The following is a 14,895-nucleotide window of genomic DNA, read 5'->3' on the forward strand; positions in this document are numbered from 1 at the left end:
TCATTGCGTGTTTTGTGGGGCGGCGGCTTCCGGTGCCGGGTTCGGTGCCGGCTGCTGCGGTGCAACCTGCGGCAACGCTTCCGGCACAGTATCCGGTGATGCGCCTGGAATCGCTTGTTCCGCAGCCGGAGCCGCTTCAGGCGCTACCGCCGGCGCAGGGCTGGAACGGTAATCCGCACGGCGCTTGAGCTGGTACTCACGCACCGCATTGTTATGCGCATCGAGATCATCAGAGAAGACATGGCTACCATCGCCACGCGCGACGAAGTACAGGCTGGTGCCTTCCACCGGGTTCAACGCCGCATGAATCGCTTCACGCCCGACCATCGCAATCGGTGTCGGTGGCAGCCCGGGAATCACATAGGTGTTGTACGGCGTCGGTTCTTTCAAATGCGCGCGAGTCAGTTTGCCGTTGTAACGATCGCCCAAACCGTAAATCACCGTCGGATCGGTCTGCAGTTGCATGCCCAAGGCCATGCGGCGCACGAAGACACCGGCAATCTGCCCACGCTCTTGCGGCACACCGGTTTCCTTCTCGACCAGCGAAGCCATGATCAGCGCTTGATACGGTTCGGTATAAGGCACATCGGCAGCGCGACTCTGCCACTCTTTGGCCAATACTTCGTCGAGACGATCAAAGGCCTTTTTCAGCAGTTCGGCATCGGACATGCCGCGCACGAAGCGGTAGGTATCGGGGAAAAACCGTCCTTCCGGAAACAGTCCTTTATGGCCAATTTTCGCCATCACGTCGCTGTCGCTCAAACCGTTCAGGGTCTGCTCGACCTTGTCATCCTTGGCCAACGCCGCACGCACCTGATGGAAATTCCAGCCCTCGACCAGCGTCAGGCTGTACTGCACCACTTCGCCACGCTTCCACGAATCAATCAGACCATTGACGGTCATTCCCGGCTGCATGCGGTATTCACCGCTGTGGATCGGTGTGCCGGCGAGATTGAAACGCCAGTAAACCCGCAACCAGAACGCGTCCTTGATGACACCATCGGTTTCGAGTGAAAGGAAAGTACGGGTCGGTGTTGATCCTTTCGGCACATCCAGCAGCTCTTCCTGCGTGATGTTCAGGGGCTGTTCCAGCGCGGAATGAATCTTCCAGGCGCTGGCGCCCATCAGCAGCCCTGCCAGAACCAGTCCGGTTTCCAGCAGCAGCAAAAGTTTACGTCTCACAAATCAGGCATCCAGTAGGGCGCGGGCAATGGTTTGCAGTTTACGGGTGAGCGGACCAACCGGCCAGCTCAGTGCAGCACAAGCGCGTACCGGCCAGACGCCATACACGCTGTTGCAGACAAACACTTCATCAGCCCATTGCAGCTGTTCGAGGCTGATGTCGGCGATCTGCGTGGGAATAGCCAGTGACTCGGCCTGAAACAATATTTCGGCGCGCATCACACCGGCAACGCCGCAACGTTTGAGGTCCGGCGTTATCAGCGCACCATCGCGCACGATGAACAGATTGCTGAACACCCCTTCAATGACGCGGCCGACCTGATCGAGCATCAAGCCTTCGGCGTGCTCGCTGTCCTGCCATTCGGCACGGGCGAGAACCTGCTCCAATCGATTGAGATGTTTGAGTCCAGCGAGAAGCGGCTGTTTGGACAGTCGCGTGTTGCATGGAAACAGGCGAACGCCTTGTTCAGCATGCACAGCAGGATAAGCCGCCGCAGGATTGCCCTGCAGAATGCGCCGGCCCGGCGCTGCGGGATCTGGCGCATAACCGCGCAAGCCGTCGCCACGGGTGAGGATGAGCTTGAGCACGCCATCGCCCATCGCTGCCGCATAGCTCAGCAACTCATCGCGGATCAGCTCGATATCGGCCGCGATGGCCAGACGCGCACAGCCATCGGCCAGACGCGCCAGGTGCCGATCCAGCAGGATCGGCTGGCCGCTACGTACGGCGATCGTCTCGAACAAACCATCGCCGTATGCCAGGCCGCGATCTTTCAGCGACAGACTGTCAGCCGGTTGACCGTCGACCCAGCAGTCCATCAGCCTGCAAACCGGCGGAATGCCAGGGTGCCGTTGGTGCCACCAAAACCGAAGGAGTTGGACAGCACGACATCGATGTCCATGTTGCGCGCAGTGTGCGGCACGAAATCGAGATCGCAGCCTTCGTCCGGCTCATCGAGGTTGATGGTCGGCGGCGCTACCTGGCTGTTGATCGCCAGCACGCTGAAGATAGCTTCGACCGCGCCCGCCGCACCTAGCAGGTGACCGGTCATCGACTTGGTTGAGCTGACCGCCAGTTTGTAGGCGTGATCACCGAACACGGTTTTGATCGCATTGGCTTCGGCGAGGTCGCCAGCCGGAGTCGAGGTGCCGTGGGCGTTGATGTATTGCACTTGATCGGCGTTGATCTTCGCATCGCGCAACGCGTTGGTGATGCAGCGTGCTGCACCGGCGCCGTCGGCCGGGGGCGAGGTCATGTGGAACGCATCGCCGCTGGTGCCGAAGCCGATCAGCTCGGCGTAGATGGTCGCGCCACGCGCCTTGGCGTGCTCCAGTTCTTCAAGAACCAGTGCACCGGCACCGTCGGACAGCACGAAACCATCACGGCCCTTGTCCCACGGACGGCTGGCGCGAGTAGGCTCATCGTTGCGCGTCGACAACGCACGGGACGCGCCAAAGCCGCCCATGCCCAGGCCGCACGCGGCCATTTCGGCACCGCCGGCAATCATCACGTCGGCTTCGTCGTACATGATGTTGCGCGCCGCCATGCCAATGCAGTGCGTACCGGTGGTACATGCGGTGGCGATAGCGTAGTTAGGTCCCTGTGCACCCAGGTGGATGGACAGAAAACCGGAAATCATATTGATGATCGAGCCTGGCACGAAGAATGGCGAGATTCGACGCGGGCCCGTCTCATGCAGGGTACGACTGGTTTCTTCGATGTTGGTCAGACCGCCGATACCCGAACCCATGGCCACGCCAATGCGTTCACGGTTGGCGTCGGTGACTTCCAGACCGGCATTGCGTACGGCTTGAAAGCCGGCAGCGAGGCCGTACTGAATGAACAGGTCGAGCTTGCGCGCTTCCTTGACCGACAGGTATTCCTCGACATTGAAGCCCTTTACCGAGCCGCCAAAGCGGGTGGAATAGGCAGAAAGGTCGGTGTGTTCGATCAGACCAATGCCACTGCGGCCAGCCAGAATGCCCTGCCAACTGCTCGGCACATCCGTGCCCAGTGGCGACAACATACCCATACCGGTGACTACGACGCGTCTACGCGACACAGCACTCTCCTTTTTCAAATGACGACGACTTTGCATCAGGCCTAAAGAAAAAACCGCACGCCATGATGGCAGTGCGGTTTTTCCATGACAGCAAACAACGATTACAAACTATTACGCCTGGTGGCTAGTAACGTAGTCGATTGCAGCTTGTACAGTAGTGATCTTCTCAGCTTCTTCGTCAGGGATTTCGGTCTCGAATTCCTCTTCCAGAGCCATCACCAGCTCAACGGTGTCAAGGGAGTCGGCACCCAGGTCTTCTACGAAGGAAGCGGTGTTGACCACTTCTTCTTCTTTAACACCCAGTTGCTCGGCAACGATTTTCTTGACGCGCTCTTCGATGGTGCTCATACCTTGTTTTCACTCCTAATGGACAAATTCAGGCAGCTGGCCAGTGGGTAAGTGTATAGAAAGACTTTTCAGTTTTTCAACTGAAAGCTTCACTCCTCAAACCCTGCGACCCTCTGCCTATAAATAGATTGCAGCTTTATAACGGATTTTAGACAGCTCGTATGACATTTTTTTGAAGCAATCCGTCACATTTTACTTACATGTACATCCCACCGTTCACCGGGATTGTAGCCCCAGTGACGTATGCCGCACCGTCGGATGCAAGAAAAGCGACCACGGACGCGATCTCTTGAGCTTGTCCCAGACGACCCAGCGGAATCTGCGTCTGCAAGGCTTCACGCTGTGCTTCAGGCAGTTCGCGCGTCATGTCGGTGTCGATAAACCCTGGGGTTACCGAGTTCACCGTAATCGAACGCGAACCGACTTCACGCGCCATTGCACGGCTGAAACCTTCCAGACCGGCCTTGGCGGCTGCATAGTTTACTTGGCCAGCGTTGCCCATGGCACCCACCACCGAGCCAATACTGATAATTCGACCCCAACGCGCCTTGGTCATGCCGCGCAGAACGCCCTTGGACAGGCGGAACAGACTGTTCAGGTTGGTATCGATCACGTCGTACCACTCGTCGTCTTTCATGCGCATCATCAGGTTATCGCGGGTGATGCCGGCATTATTGACCAGGATCGCCACTGGCGCACCAAACTGCTCCTGAATGCTTGCCAGCACCGCGCTGACCGACTCGTCGCTAGTGACGTTGAGTTCGAAACCTGTGCCCTGAATACCATTTTCCTTCAGGGTCGCGGCAATGCGCTCAGCACCTGAAGCGGAAGTCGCGGTGCCAATGACGATGGCGCCCTGACGACCCAGTTCCAGCGCGATAGCCTGGCCGATACCGCGGCTTGCACCGGTGACCAGTGCAACTTTACCTTGCAGACTCATGCAAGTTTCTCCTGATTCAGGCTTGCGCTGCGCGAGCGGCAGCGAAAGCGTCTGGGGTATTGAGGTTGGAAGTCGTCACGCCTTCGGCGCAACGCTTGTTCAGACCGGCCAGTACTTTGCCCGGGCCGCATTCGACCAGATTGGTCGCGCCCTTGGCAGCCAGAGTCTGTACCGACTCGACCCAGCGCACGGGCTTGTAGAGTTGTTCGAGCAGATCACGCTTGAGGGTTTCCAGATCAGTTGGCACTTGCGCGCTGACGTTCTGTACGACCGGGATCTGCGGCGCCTGCCAGTCAATGGCGGCGATGGATTCGGCAAAACGCTCGGCCGCCGGACGCATCAGCTCGCAGTGCGACGGCACACTCACCGGCAGCGGCATGGCGCGCTTGGCACCACGCGCCTTGCAACCTTCGATGGCGCGCTCGACAGCAGCCTTGGCACCGGCAATAACTACTTGGCCCGGCGAGTTGAAGTTAACAGCGCTGACCACTTCACCTTGCGCAGCTTCAGCGCAGGCTGCCAGCACGTCGGCATCTTCCAGACCGAGGATGGCAGCCATGCCGCCCTGCCCGGCCGGAACGGCTTCCTGCATCAACTGACCGCGACGCTCAACGAGCTTGACCGCATCAGCCAGTGTCAGGCTGCCAGCAGCAACCAGCGCGCTGTATTCGCCCAGGCTGTGACCGGCAACAAAGGCCGGACGCGCGCCACCTTCAGCCAGCCACAGACGCCACAGGGCGATCGAAGCGGTCAGAATGGCCGGTTGGGTTTTATCGGTTTGATTGAGCTGCTCTTCCGGGCCCTGCTGGGTCAGTGCCCACAGGTCATAACCCAGAGCCTCAGAGGCTTCTTTGAAAGTTTCGAGGATCAACGGATATTCCGCGCCCAGCTCGGCCAGCATGCCGAGGGACTGCGAACCTTGTCCTGGAAAGACGAATGCGAGGGAAGCAGACATGTAACAAGCCCCTAATGATCTTGTCGTCGGAAAATGACGCCCCACTGGGGGACGCAAGAAACTGACAGTTGGATGACCCTTTGAACCGGGCGGTCACATTTAAGCATTGTCCGACGAAAACGCCTAAGACAACAAATCCTCCAGACGACCGTGGAGGCGTTCGGGCAAGTTCTCCTGAATCTCGATCAGCGCGCGCTGAATCGCACTCTGAAAGCCCTGAACCCCGGCCGAACCGTGACTTTTCACGACGATGCCCTGCAAACCGAGAAAGCTTGCGCCGTTATGTCGCGCCGGCGCCAGATCGGCCTGCAAGCGCTTCATCAGCGGCAACGCCAACGCCCCCACTGCGCGGGAGGCCAGATTCTTTTTGAACAGCGCCTCGATGCGTGCCGCAATCATCGTTGCCAGACCTTCGCTGGACTTGAGCAGGATGTTGCCGACGAAACCGTCACACACCACGACATCGGCCTCGCCGCGGTACAAACCGTCGCCTTCGATAAAGCCGATGTAGTTGATGCCACGGGCAGCCTGCAACAACGTTGCGGCCAGTTTGACCTGCTGATTGCCTTTGATGTCTTCGGTGCCGATGTTGAGCAGTGCGACGCGCGGACGATGGATGCCCAGCGTCTGCGCCGCCACCGAACCCATCACCGCAAACTGCAGCAGATGCTCGGCGCTGCAATCGACATTGGCGCCCAGATCCAGCAACTGACAATAGCCGTTCTGCGTAGGAATCGCCGCCACCATTGCCGGGCGATCGATGCCCGGCAACGTCTTCAGCACGAATCGCGAGAGTGCCATCAACGCACCGGTATTGCCGGCACTGACACAGGCTTGAGCCTTGCCGTCACGCACCAGTTCCAGGGCGACACGCATCGACGAGTCCGGCTTGCCACGCAAGGCCTGGGTCGGTTTTTCGTCCATGGTGATGACTTCGCTGGCCGCAACAATTGTCAGGCGCGCGCGATCGGCAGCCGATTGGCCGTTGATCAATTCTTCAAGAAGGGAGGGTTGACCGACGAGGGCCAGGTGCAGCGAGGGCGTAGCAGACAGGCAAGCAAGGCTGGCCTGAACAATGCTGCGGGGACCGAAGTCCCCGCCCATTGCGTCAATCGCGATGACTTGAGCGGACAAGTGATTACTCGTCAGCGCCCTTGTCGATCACTTTACGGCCACGGTATACGCCTTCTGGCGATACGTGGTGACGCAGGTGAACTTCACCAGTGGTTTTTTCTACAGACAGGGTGCTAGCCTCGAGAGCGTCGTGCGAACGGCGCATGTCACGGGCAGAGCGGGATTTTTTGTTCTGCTGAACAGCCATAATTGATTAACTCCTAAACGTTTGGGTCACGCTTTAACTGCGCCAATACACTGAACGGGTTGGACCGCGTTACCTCGTCCTCGCTCGGTTCGGGCTCATCTGCTCCCGCCGGCTGCTGGCATTCTTCCGGATGATGAGCAGGCACAATAGGCAAGGCAAGCAGAAGCTCCTCCTCGACCAGTGACTGCAGATCCAATGGATCTTCGCCCAGTTCCAGCACGTCATAACCTTTCGGTAACGACTGGGTATTCGCACCCTCCTTCACTACAGCGTAACTGCATTCGCTGTGGATCGGCAGGGTGACCAGCTCAAGACAACGCTGGCAAACCATTTTGACCTCGGTGTCGATAAAGCTGTGGATCACCACAGATTTACGTTCATCTCGTTCAAAAACGAATTTCGCCTGCACCGTACCGACATCGTCGGAAAGCGGGTCGCAGAGTCTCTTCAAATCGGCCAGCAGCAGTTCACCTTGAAGGGTGGTGCCACGGTCAGCCAATTTGCGCGGGTCAACGTGAGGTGGAATCGGGTCATTCAACATAGGCGCAGCATTATAGGGATGCACCCACCCATGTCAAAGGAAATTGTGCCCTGTCCGTCACTTGCGTGCCTCCGCTAGAATTCACATCTGCCTCAGGAGACGCGAATGCTGCCTTTATTACTCGCTTCAAGCTCGACCTATCGCCGCGAATTGCTCACCCGCCTGCACCTGCCGTTCGTCTGCAGCTCGCCGGATATCGATGAAAGTCATCGCCCGGGCGAGTCAGCCAGCGAACTGGTCAAACGCCTCGCCGAACAAAAAGCCCGGGCACTGGCTGACAGCCACCCCGCTCATCTGATTATCGGCTCGGACCAGGTTGCCGTGCTCGGCGAGCAGATTATCGGTAAGCCGCACACCTTCGAGAAGGCTCGCGAACAATTGATGGCCGCGAGCGGCGCCAGCGTAACCTTTCTGACTGGCCTGGCACTGCTCAACAGCCAGACAGGCCAATGCCAGGTTGACTGCGTGCCGTTCACCGTACACATGCGCCAGCTCGATCAGGCGCGCATCGAGCGTTACCTGCGCATCGAGCAACCATATGACTGCGCAGGCAGCTTCAAGGCTGAAGGACTGGGTGTGAGCCTGTTTCAATCCACCGAAGGCCCTGACGCCACCAGTCTGATAGGCCTGCCGCTGATTCGCCTGATCGACATGCTGCTGGTTGAAGGCGTGCAGATTCCCTGACCCACAAAAAACCGGCCATCAAGGCCGGTTTTTTTCTACTGCAACTTCTTAACGCAACGAAGGCCCGTGGAATCCCATCCACATCGCCAACTGCTCAGCCACACTGGCACCGAGCTTCTTCGAGAAACGATCAAACGGCGACTCCTGCACAGTGAAGTCCACCAATTCTTTCTCGCCGATCACGTCCCGCGCCACCGAACTGGCATTACCCAGACCATCAATCAAGCCCAGCGGCAGCGCCTGCTCGCCTGACCAGACCAGCCCAGAGAACAGCTCTGGATGATCCTTGTCTTTCAGACGGTCGCCACGCCCCTGCTTGACGCTATTGATGAACTGTTTGTGCGTCGTGTCGAGCACGCTCTGCCAGAACGCCGTTTCTTCAGGCTTCTGCGGCTGGAACGGATCGAGGAAGGACTTGTGCTCACCCGAGGTGTACGTACGACGCTCGACACCCAGCTTCTCCATGGTGCCGACAAAGCCGTAACCGGCCGCCGTCACACCAATCGAACCGACCAGACTCGCCTTGTCGGCGTAAATCTGATCCGCCGCACTGGCGATGTAATAAGCGCCGGACGCGCCCAGATCGGAAATCACCGCATACACTTTGATCTCCGGATGCAGACCGCGCAGACGCTTGATCTCGTCATACACATAACCCGACTGCACCGGACTGCCGCCAGGACTATTGATTCGCAGGATGACACCTTTGACCTTCTTGTCCTCGAACGCCGCCCGCAGACTGCCGACGATGTTGTCGGCGCTGGCCGGTTCTTTGTCGGCGATCATGCCGGTGACGTCGATCAACGCGGTGTAGTTAGGCCCGCGCGTGGCGCTTTTTTCCATGTCCATCAGCGGCGTGAACAAAATCAGCGCCACAAACAGATAAACAAAGGTCAGCAGCTTGAAGAAAATCCCCCAACGGCGCGAGCGACGCTGTTCCTGCACGCCGGCGAGCAGCGTTTTCTCCAATAGCTTCCAGCTCTTCTGGTCACCGTCGTCGGCACTTGCCTTGGCCGGTGCTTTCCATTCGTCGGTCATGCCATCCACCCCAGCAAAAACGTATTAAGCCTGCTTCTCCAGCCAGGCATGCAATTCGGAAAAACGGTCGATCGACAGGCGCGGCTCGAACTGCTGCAGCGATTCGATCGATTGCGCGCCATAACTGACCGCCACCGAGTCCATCCCTGCGTTACGCGCCATCAGCAGATCGAAGGACGAATCGCCGACCATCAGCGCCTGCTCCGCACGCACACCGCAGTGAGCAAGGATCTGCTCCAGCATCAGAGGATGCGGCTTGCTCGCAGTTTCATCGGCAGCACGGGTGATATCGAAATAATCTTCCCAGCCATTGGCCTTGAGCACCCGATCCAGCCCGCGACGATTCTTGCCCGTCGCAACAGCCAGGTGATAACCCTGCTCACGAAACGATGCCATCGACTCGACTACGCCTTCGAACAACGGCGAAGGCACGGCTTCCGCGGCGATGTAGTGATCGGCGTAATACTCGCGAAACAAGGTCATTTCGGCATCGCTGATCTCGGGATACAGCGTGCGAATCGCCTCGGGCAAACCCAGACCGATGATGCCCTTGACGGCAAAGTCATCGCGCAACTCGAAACCGGAGCGCCCGGACGCCGAGTGCATCGCCTCTACGATCCGATGGATGGAGTCGGCCAGGGTGCCGTCCCAATCGAAAATCAGCAGCTTGTAATCAGATGGGCGCACTCAATCGCTCCACGGTCTTGGCCCACATTTCGTCGACCGGCGCCTGAAGGGTCAGCTTGCCGCCATCGGGCAGCGGCACGGTCAGCATGTAAGCGTGCAGGAACAGGCGCTTGCCGCCCAGATCGCGGATTTCCTTGGTGAAATCCTCGTCGCCATATTTGCTGTCGCCAGCAATGCAATGGCCAGCATGCAAGGTGTGCACGCGAATCTGGTGGGTGCGACCGGTAACCGGCTTAGCCTCGACCATGGTGGCGAAATCACCGAAACGGCGCAGCACTTTGAACAGCGTCAGGGCTTCTTTGCCCTCGTCATTGACTTCGACCATGCGCTCGCCGGAACGCAGATTGCTCTTGAGCAATGGCGCGCTGACTTTCTTGATCGAGGTCGCCCAGTTACCGCGCACCAGCGCCATGTAGCGCTTGTCGACGCCGTCGCCACGCAGTTGCTCGTGCAAGTGGCGCAACATGCTGCGTTTTTTGGCGATCATCAGCAGGCCGGAGGTGTCACGGTCGAGACGGTGCACCAGCTCCAGCTCCTTGGCATCGGGACGCAACTGACGAAAGGCTTCGATCACACCGAAATTCAAGCCGCTGCCGCCGTGAACCGCAATGCCGGCGGGCTTGTTAATCACGATCAGGGCTTTGTCTTCGAAGACAATCGAGGCTTCCAGACGCTGCAATAAACCCTGGGCCAATGGCACCGGCTCGTCGCGCTCAGGCACGCGAACGGGCGGCACGCGCACGATATCACCGGCCTGCAGCTTGTATTCTGGCTTGATCCGACCTTTGTTCACGCGCACTTCGCCTTTACGCAAAATGCGGTAAATCAAGGTCTTGGGCACGCCTTTGAGCCGGGCGAGGAGGAAATTGTCGATTCGTTGGCCGGCATACTCCGGCGAGACTTCAAGCAATTGAACGCCTGGAGTCGAAGGGGCAGTAGTTGTCATGCCGCGGATGATAACAATTTTTATGGAATTGAAGCACTTAATCATTGCTGCTATAGTCGCGAACGCCGCCAAAAGCGGCCTGGACAGAGGAACCACGGTCAAAAACCGGCCCTGACCAACGCAATTCACCAGGACGCGAGGCCGTCCTACGGGGCTTTCGCTACGTAACGGTGGAGTTTTCAGTTGTAACGAGCGCAGGTGACATGAGGCCTGAATTACACCGCCGAGCAGAGTTTTAACTCGCCTGGCAGGCACACATTCAAGGCCAGTTCACAAAGTGCAGTCAGCTGCAGATGACCCCGAGCGAATGTTTCGGAAACAACGCCTGAATTAGCCATGATGCGTGACCTCCCCTTTCGGAGCTCACGGTAAATGCCAACCCGCTGCGGATTCTGCGCGCGGCAGCACCCGAATTATCAGGGATACGTGTAGGGTGGAGATGCACAACCGCTGGACTGTGTAGCAATAGGCTTTATCAAGACGCTTCATCTCGTCCACAGCCGCCGGTTGATTCCTCCTCCTGACTGAGTGCTTAAGTAGCCACAGCAAGCAGGACGCGTACGTCGCTGTATCGGCCCAATTGGCCGCATATCGCTGGACACGGGAATGGCCAACCACTCCCGACGCACCTGACACCGACCGTGAGAAGTCGTGTGTGCCGAACGCCGTTTCCGGCAGCCCGGAAACCGACGGTACTACATGAAAAGAATGCTGATTAACGCAACTCAACCCGAAGAGTTGCGTGTTGCACTGGTAGATGGCCAACGCCTCTACGACCTGGACATCGAATCCGGTGCACGCGAGCAGAAGAAGGCCAACATCTATAAAGGCCGCATCACTCGCATCGAACCAAGCCTTGAGGCTGCCTTTGTCGATTTCGGCTCCGAGCGCCACGGCTTCCTGCCCCTCAAAGAAATCTCCCGCGAATACTTCAAGAAAGCCCCTGAAGGCCGCGTCAACATCAAGGACGTCCTGAGCGAAGGCCAGGAAGTCATCGTTCAGGTCGAAAAAGAAGAACGTGGCAACAAGGGCGCAGCCCTGACCACCTTCATCAGCCTGGCCGGTCGTTACCTCGTGCTGATGCCGAACAACCCGCGTGCCGGCGGTATCTCCCGTCGCATCGAAGGCGAAGAGCGCAACGAACTGCGTGAAGCGCTGAACGGCCTGGTTGCACCGGCCGACATGGGTCTGATCGTGCGCACTGCCGGCCTTGGCCGCAGCAGCGAAGAAATGCAATGGGACCTCGATTACCTGCTGCAACTGTGGACCGCCATCAAAGAAGCCTCGCTGGATCGCTCCGCGCCGTTCCTGATCTATCAGGAAAGCAACGTGATCATCCGCGCCATCCGCGATTACCTGCGCCAGGACATCGGCGAAGTGCTGATCGACAGCGTTGAAGCCCAGGACGAAGCCCTGACCTTCATCCGCCAGGTGATGCCGCAGTACGCCAGCAAGATCAAGCTGTACGAAGACAGCGTGCCGCTGTTCAACCGTTTCCAGATCGAAAGCCAGATCGAGACCGCTTTCCAGCGCGTCGTTGAACTGCCTTCCGGCGGCTCCATCGTTATCGATCCGACCGAAGCCCTGGTGTCCATCGACATCAACTCGGCGCGCGCCACGAAAGGCAGCGACATCGAAGAAACCGCTCTGCAAACCAACCTTGAAGCCGCCGAAGAAATCGCCCGTCAGTTGCGCCTGCGCGACATCGGCGGCCTGATCGTCATCGACTTCATCGACATGACCCCTGCCAAGAACCAGCGCGCCGTGGAAGAGAAAGTCCGCGAATGCCTGGAAGCCGACCGCGCCCGCGTGCAGATCGGCCGCATCTCGCGCTTCGGCCTGCTGGAAATGTCCCGTCAGCGCCTGCGTCCATCCCTGGGCGAAAGCAGCGGCATCGTCTGCCCGCGTTGCAACGGCACCGGCATCATTCGTGATGTTGAATCGCTGTCGCTGGCGATCCTGCGCCTGATCGAAGAAGAAGCCCTGAAAGACCGCACTGCCGAAGTGCGCGCTCAGGTGCCGATCCCGGTCGCCGCGTTCCTGCTCAACGAAAAACGCAACTCGATCACCAAGATCGAACTGCGCACCCGTGCCCGCATCATCATTCTGCCGAACGACCACCTCGAAACCCCGCATTTCGAAGTTCAGCGCCTGCGTGACGACAGCCCGGAAGCCGCGACCAACCAGTCCAGCTACGAAATCGCTGCTGCCGCTGCCGAAGTCGAAGAAGTCCAGCCAGCCGCTGCGACCCGCACCCTGGTTCGCCAAGAAGCCGCGGTCAAGACTGCTCCGGCCCGTGCCAACGCTCCGGTTCCGACCGAAGTCGCCGCACCTGCCGCTCCGGCACCGGCTCCAGTTGTCGCGCCAGAGCCAAGCCTGTTCAAAGGCCTGGTGAAATCGCTGGTCAGCCTGTTCGCCACCAAAGAAGAGCCAGCCGCTCCGGTTGTGGTTGAAAAACCAGCCACCGAACGTCCGGCCCGTAACGAAGAGCGTCGCAACGGTCGTCAGCAGAGCCGCAACCGTAACGGTCGCCGCGATGAAGAACGCAAGCCGCGCGAAGAACGTGCGCCACGTGAAGAACGTGCGCCGCGCGAGCCGCGCGAAGAGCGCGCGCCACGCGAAGCCCGTGAAGTCCGCGAGCCTCGTGAAGCCCGTACCGAAGCTGCACCGGCCGCTCGTGAAGAACGCGCGCCACGTGCACCGCGTGAAGAACGTGCACCGCGTGCTCCGCGTGAAGATCGCAAGCCACGTGGCGAGCGTGAAGAGCGTGTACGTGAACTGCGCGAGCCACTGGACGCCGCTCCAGTGACTGCAGACACCGCAGCCGTTACCGCTGAAGAGCGTCCGGCCCGTCAGCCACGTGAAGAGCGCGCACCGCGTCCGCCGCGTGAAGAGCGTCAACCGCGCGCCGAACAGGCCGCTGCTGCCGTCGCTGAAGAAGAAGTGAACAGCAACGAAGAGCAACTGCCGGAAGACGGTTCGGAGAACGCCGAAGGCGATCGTCCACGTCGTCGTTCGCGCGGTCAGCGTCGTCGCAGCAACCGTCGTGAGCGTCAGCGTGATGCCAACGGCAACGTGATCGAAGGTTCGGAAGAATCCGAAGCCGGCGAAAACGCTGAAGAGCCAAGCACCGCCGATCTGGCTGCTGGCCTGGCTGTCACCGCCGCTGTTGCCAGCAGCGTGATCAGCGCTCCGGCCGAAGCTCAAGCCCACGAGCAAGCTGAACGCGCCACCGCTGCTGTGCAGGAAACTGCGGCAGTGGAAGCGCCGGTTGTTGAAGCGACAACGCCAGTTGAAGTAGTTGCTGCTCCGGAAGTCGAAGTGGCTCCGGTTCAGGAAACGCTGCCTCAGGTTGAGCCTGCACCAGTTGTGGTTGCCGAGCCGGCTGTTGAAACCGTCGCTGAAACCGTGACCGAAACCGTGCGTGAAGTTCGCGAAGAGCAGACCGCTTTCAACTGGGTTGCCGAGCCGGCTGTTGCTGAAACACCAGCGCCAGTGGTTGAAGCACCGGTTGTTGAAAAGCCAGTGTTCGAAGCGCCTGCGGTTGAAGCTCCTGTGGTTGAAGAGACCAAAGTTGCCGAGCCAGAGGTCGTTGCTGAACCAGCGCCAGTGTTCGAAGCGCCAGTGGTTGCCGAAGCGCCAGCTCCAGTGGTTGAAGCACCGGCTCCAGTCAGCGCCCTGACACCAAGCGGCCGCGCGCCAAACGACCCGCGTGAAGTGCGTCGTCGCAAGCGTGAAGAAGAGCGTCTGCAGAAGGAAGCCGAACTGGCCGCCGCTGCTGCTCCTGTTGCTGAAGTGGTCGAGGCAGCGCCTGCCCCGGTCGCTGAAGAAGCGGTTGTCGAAGCGGTGATTGCTGAAGCACCACGCTCCGTTCAGGACGCGGTCGAGCAACACCAAGAGGCTGAGGAAAAAGAGCACGAGCCTAAACCACTCGTGTAATTTCCAAAGCCGTTAAAAAGCCCCGCCCGGTGAAAGCCTGGCGGGGCTTTTTTATGCATCGAATTTTTGTGGTGGATTCTAGATCCAACCCCCTCACCCCAGCCCTCTCCCCACGGGGCGAGGGGGAAAGGGAGCCGATCTCCGTGTGCTTCAAGGCCGGAGTTCGACTCGAAGTTTCAGGTCGGTGTACCTCGAAAGAACACCTCGGTCAGTCCCCTCTCCCTCTGGGAGAGGGTTAGGGTGAGGGCTTC

General features: G+C 59.2%; 14 protein-coding genes. 2 read left to right on the forward strand and 12 right to left on the reverse strand.

All coding sequences use genetic code 11. The features are described 5' to 3' along the window. The 9 genes from mltG to ACW9IR_RS01690 all read right to left on the reverse strand — a co-directional run bounded on the left by mltG (window position 1) and on the right by ACW9IR_RS01690 (window position 7,350). Window positions 1–1,182: an endolytic transglycosylase MltG gene (gene mltG / locus ACW9IR_RS01650; protein WP_457461356.1), complete on the reverse strand. Its 1,182-nt coding sequence runs from the start codon at window positions 1,180–1,182 to the stop codon at window positions 1–3. Between the two features lie 3 nt (window positions 1,183–1,185). Beyond that, window positions 1,186–2,001, reverse strand: coding sequence for an aminodeoxychorismate lyase (gene pabC / locus ACW9IR_RS01655; protein ID WP_102900025.1), 816 nt, complete (start codon window positions 1,999–2,001; stop codon window positions 1,186–1,188). After that, window positions 2,001–3,245: a beta-ketoacyl-ACP synthase II gene (gene fabF / locus ACW9IR_RS01660; RefSeq protein ID WP_457461358.1), complete on the reverse strand. Its 1,245-nt coding sequence runs from the start codon at window positions 3,243–3,245 to the stop codon at window positions 2,001–2,003. The genes pabC and fabF overlap by 1 nt, the downstream gene beginning before the upstream one ends. Before the next feature lie 111 nt (window positions 3,246–3,356). Then, the gene (gene acpP, locus ACW9IR_RS01665) at window positions 3,357–3,593 is read right to left on the reverse strand and encodes an acyl carrier protein (RefSeq protein ID WP_003175607.1); all 237 of its coding nucleotides are present in this window, start codon (window positions 3,591–3,593) and stop codon (window positions 3,357–3,359) included. 196 nt (window positions 3,594–3,789) lie between these two features. Beyond that, entirely contained in the window at window positions 3,790–4,533 is a 744-nt protein-coding gene (gene fabG, locus ACW9IR_RS01670) for a 3-oxoacyl-ACP reductase FabG (RefSeq protein ID WP_095120581.1), read from the reverse strand. A 16-nt stretch (window positions 4,534–4,549) separates the two neighbouring features. Continuing rightward, window positions 4,550–5,488, reverse strand: coding sequence for an ACP S-malonyltransferase (gene fabD, locus ACW9IR_RS01675; protein ID WP_102900026.1), 939 nt, complete (start codon window positions 5,486–5,488; stop codon window positions 4,550–4,552). A 123-nt stretch (window positions 5,489–5,611) separates the two neighbouring features. Continuing rightward, complete coding sequence (plsX, locus tag ACW9IR_RS01680; protein ID WP_457461360.1) at window positions 5,612–6,622, reverse strand: phosphate acyltransferase PlsX; 1,011 nt, start codon at window positions 6,620–6,622, stop codon at window positions 5,612–5,614. Between the two features lie 4 nt (window positions 6,623–6,626). Next, entirely contained in the window at window positions 6,627–6,809 is a 183-nt protein-coding gene (gene rpmF / locus ACW9IR_RS01685) for a 50S ribosomal protein L32 (RefSeq protein ID WP_003179396.1), read from the reverse strand. A 13-nt stretch (window positions 6,810–6,822) separates the two neighbouring features. Beyond that, window positions 6,823–7,350 (reverse strand): YceD family protein, encoded by a 528-nt coding sequence (locus ACW9IR_RS01690; protein WP_038364482.1) that lies wholly within the window; start codon window positions 7,348–7,350, stop codon window positions 6,823–6,825. A gap of 105 nt (window positions 7,351–7,455) precedes the next feature. On the opposite strand from ACW9IR_RS01690, the gene ACW9IR_RS01695 reads away from it, so the two are divergent. Then, complete coding sequence (locus ACW9IR_RS01695) at window positions 7,456–8,034, forward strand: Maf family protein (RefSeq protein ID WP_457461363.1); 579 nt, start codon at window positions 7,456–7,458, stop codon at window positions 8,032–8,034. A 48-nt stretch (window positions 8,035–8,082) separates the two neighbouring features. Here ACW9IR_RS01695 and sppA read toward each other — a convergent pair whose 3' ends face one another. From sppA to rluC, 3 genes are read right to left on the reverse strand one after another with little or no spacing between them, the layout of a single operon-like run. Beyond that, window positions 8,083–9,072 (reverse strand): signal peptide peptidase SppA, encoded by a 990-nt coding sequence (gene sppA / locus ACW9IR_RS01700; RefSeq protein ID WP_034155357.1) that lies wholly within the window; start codon window positions 9,070–9,072, stop codon window positions 8,083–8,085. Between the two features lie 24 nt (window positions 9,073–9,096). Then, entirely contained in the window at window positions 9,097–9,759 is a 663-nt protein-coding gene (locus ACW9IR_RS01705; protein ID WP_095120585.1) for an HAD-IA family hydrolase, read from the reverse strand. After that, window positions 9,746–10,705 (reverse strand): 23S rRNA pseudouridine(955/2504/2580) synthase RluC, encoded by a 960-nt coding sequence (gene rluC, locus ACW9IR_RS01710; protein ID WP_102900029.1) that lies wholly within the window; start codon window positions 10,703–10,705, stop codon window positions 9,746–9,748. The genes ACW9IR_RS01705 and rluC overlap by 14 nt, the downstream gene beginning before the upstream one ends. A gap of 699 nt (window positions 10,706–11,404) precedes the next feature. On the opposite strand from rluC, the gene rne reads away from it, so the two are divergent. Then, window positions 11,405–14,644: a ribonuclease E gene (gene rne, locus ACW9IR_RS01715; protein WP_457461366.1), complete on the forward strand. Its 3,240-nt coding sequence runs from the start codon at window positions 11,405–11,407 to the stop codon at window positions 14,642–14,644. Window positions 14,645–14,895 lie beyond the last annotated feature (251 nt).

The organism is Pseudomonas sp. SDT291_1_S447, from assembly GCF_054070155.1.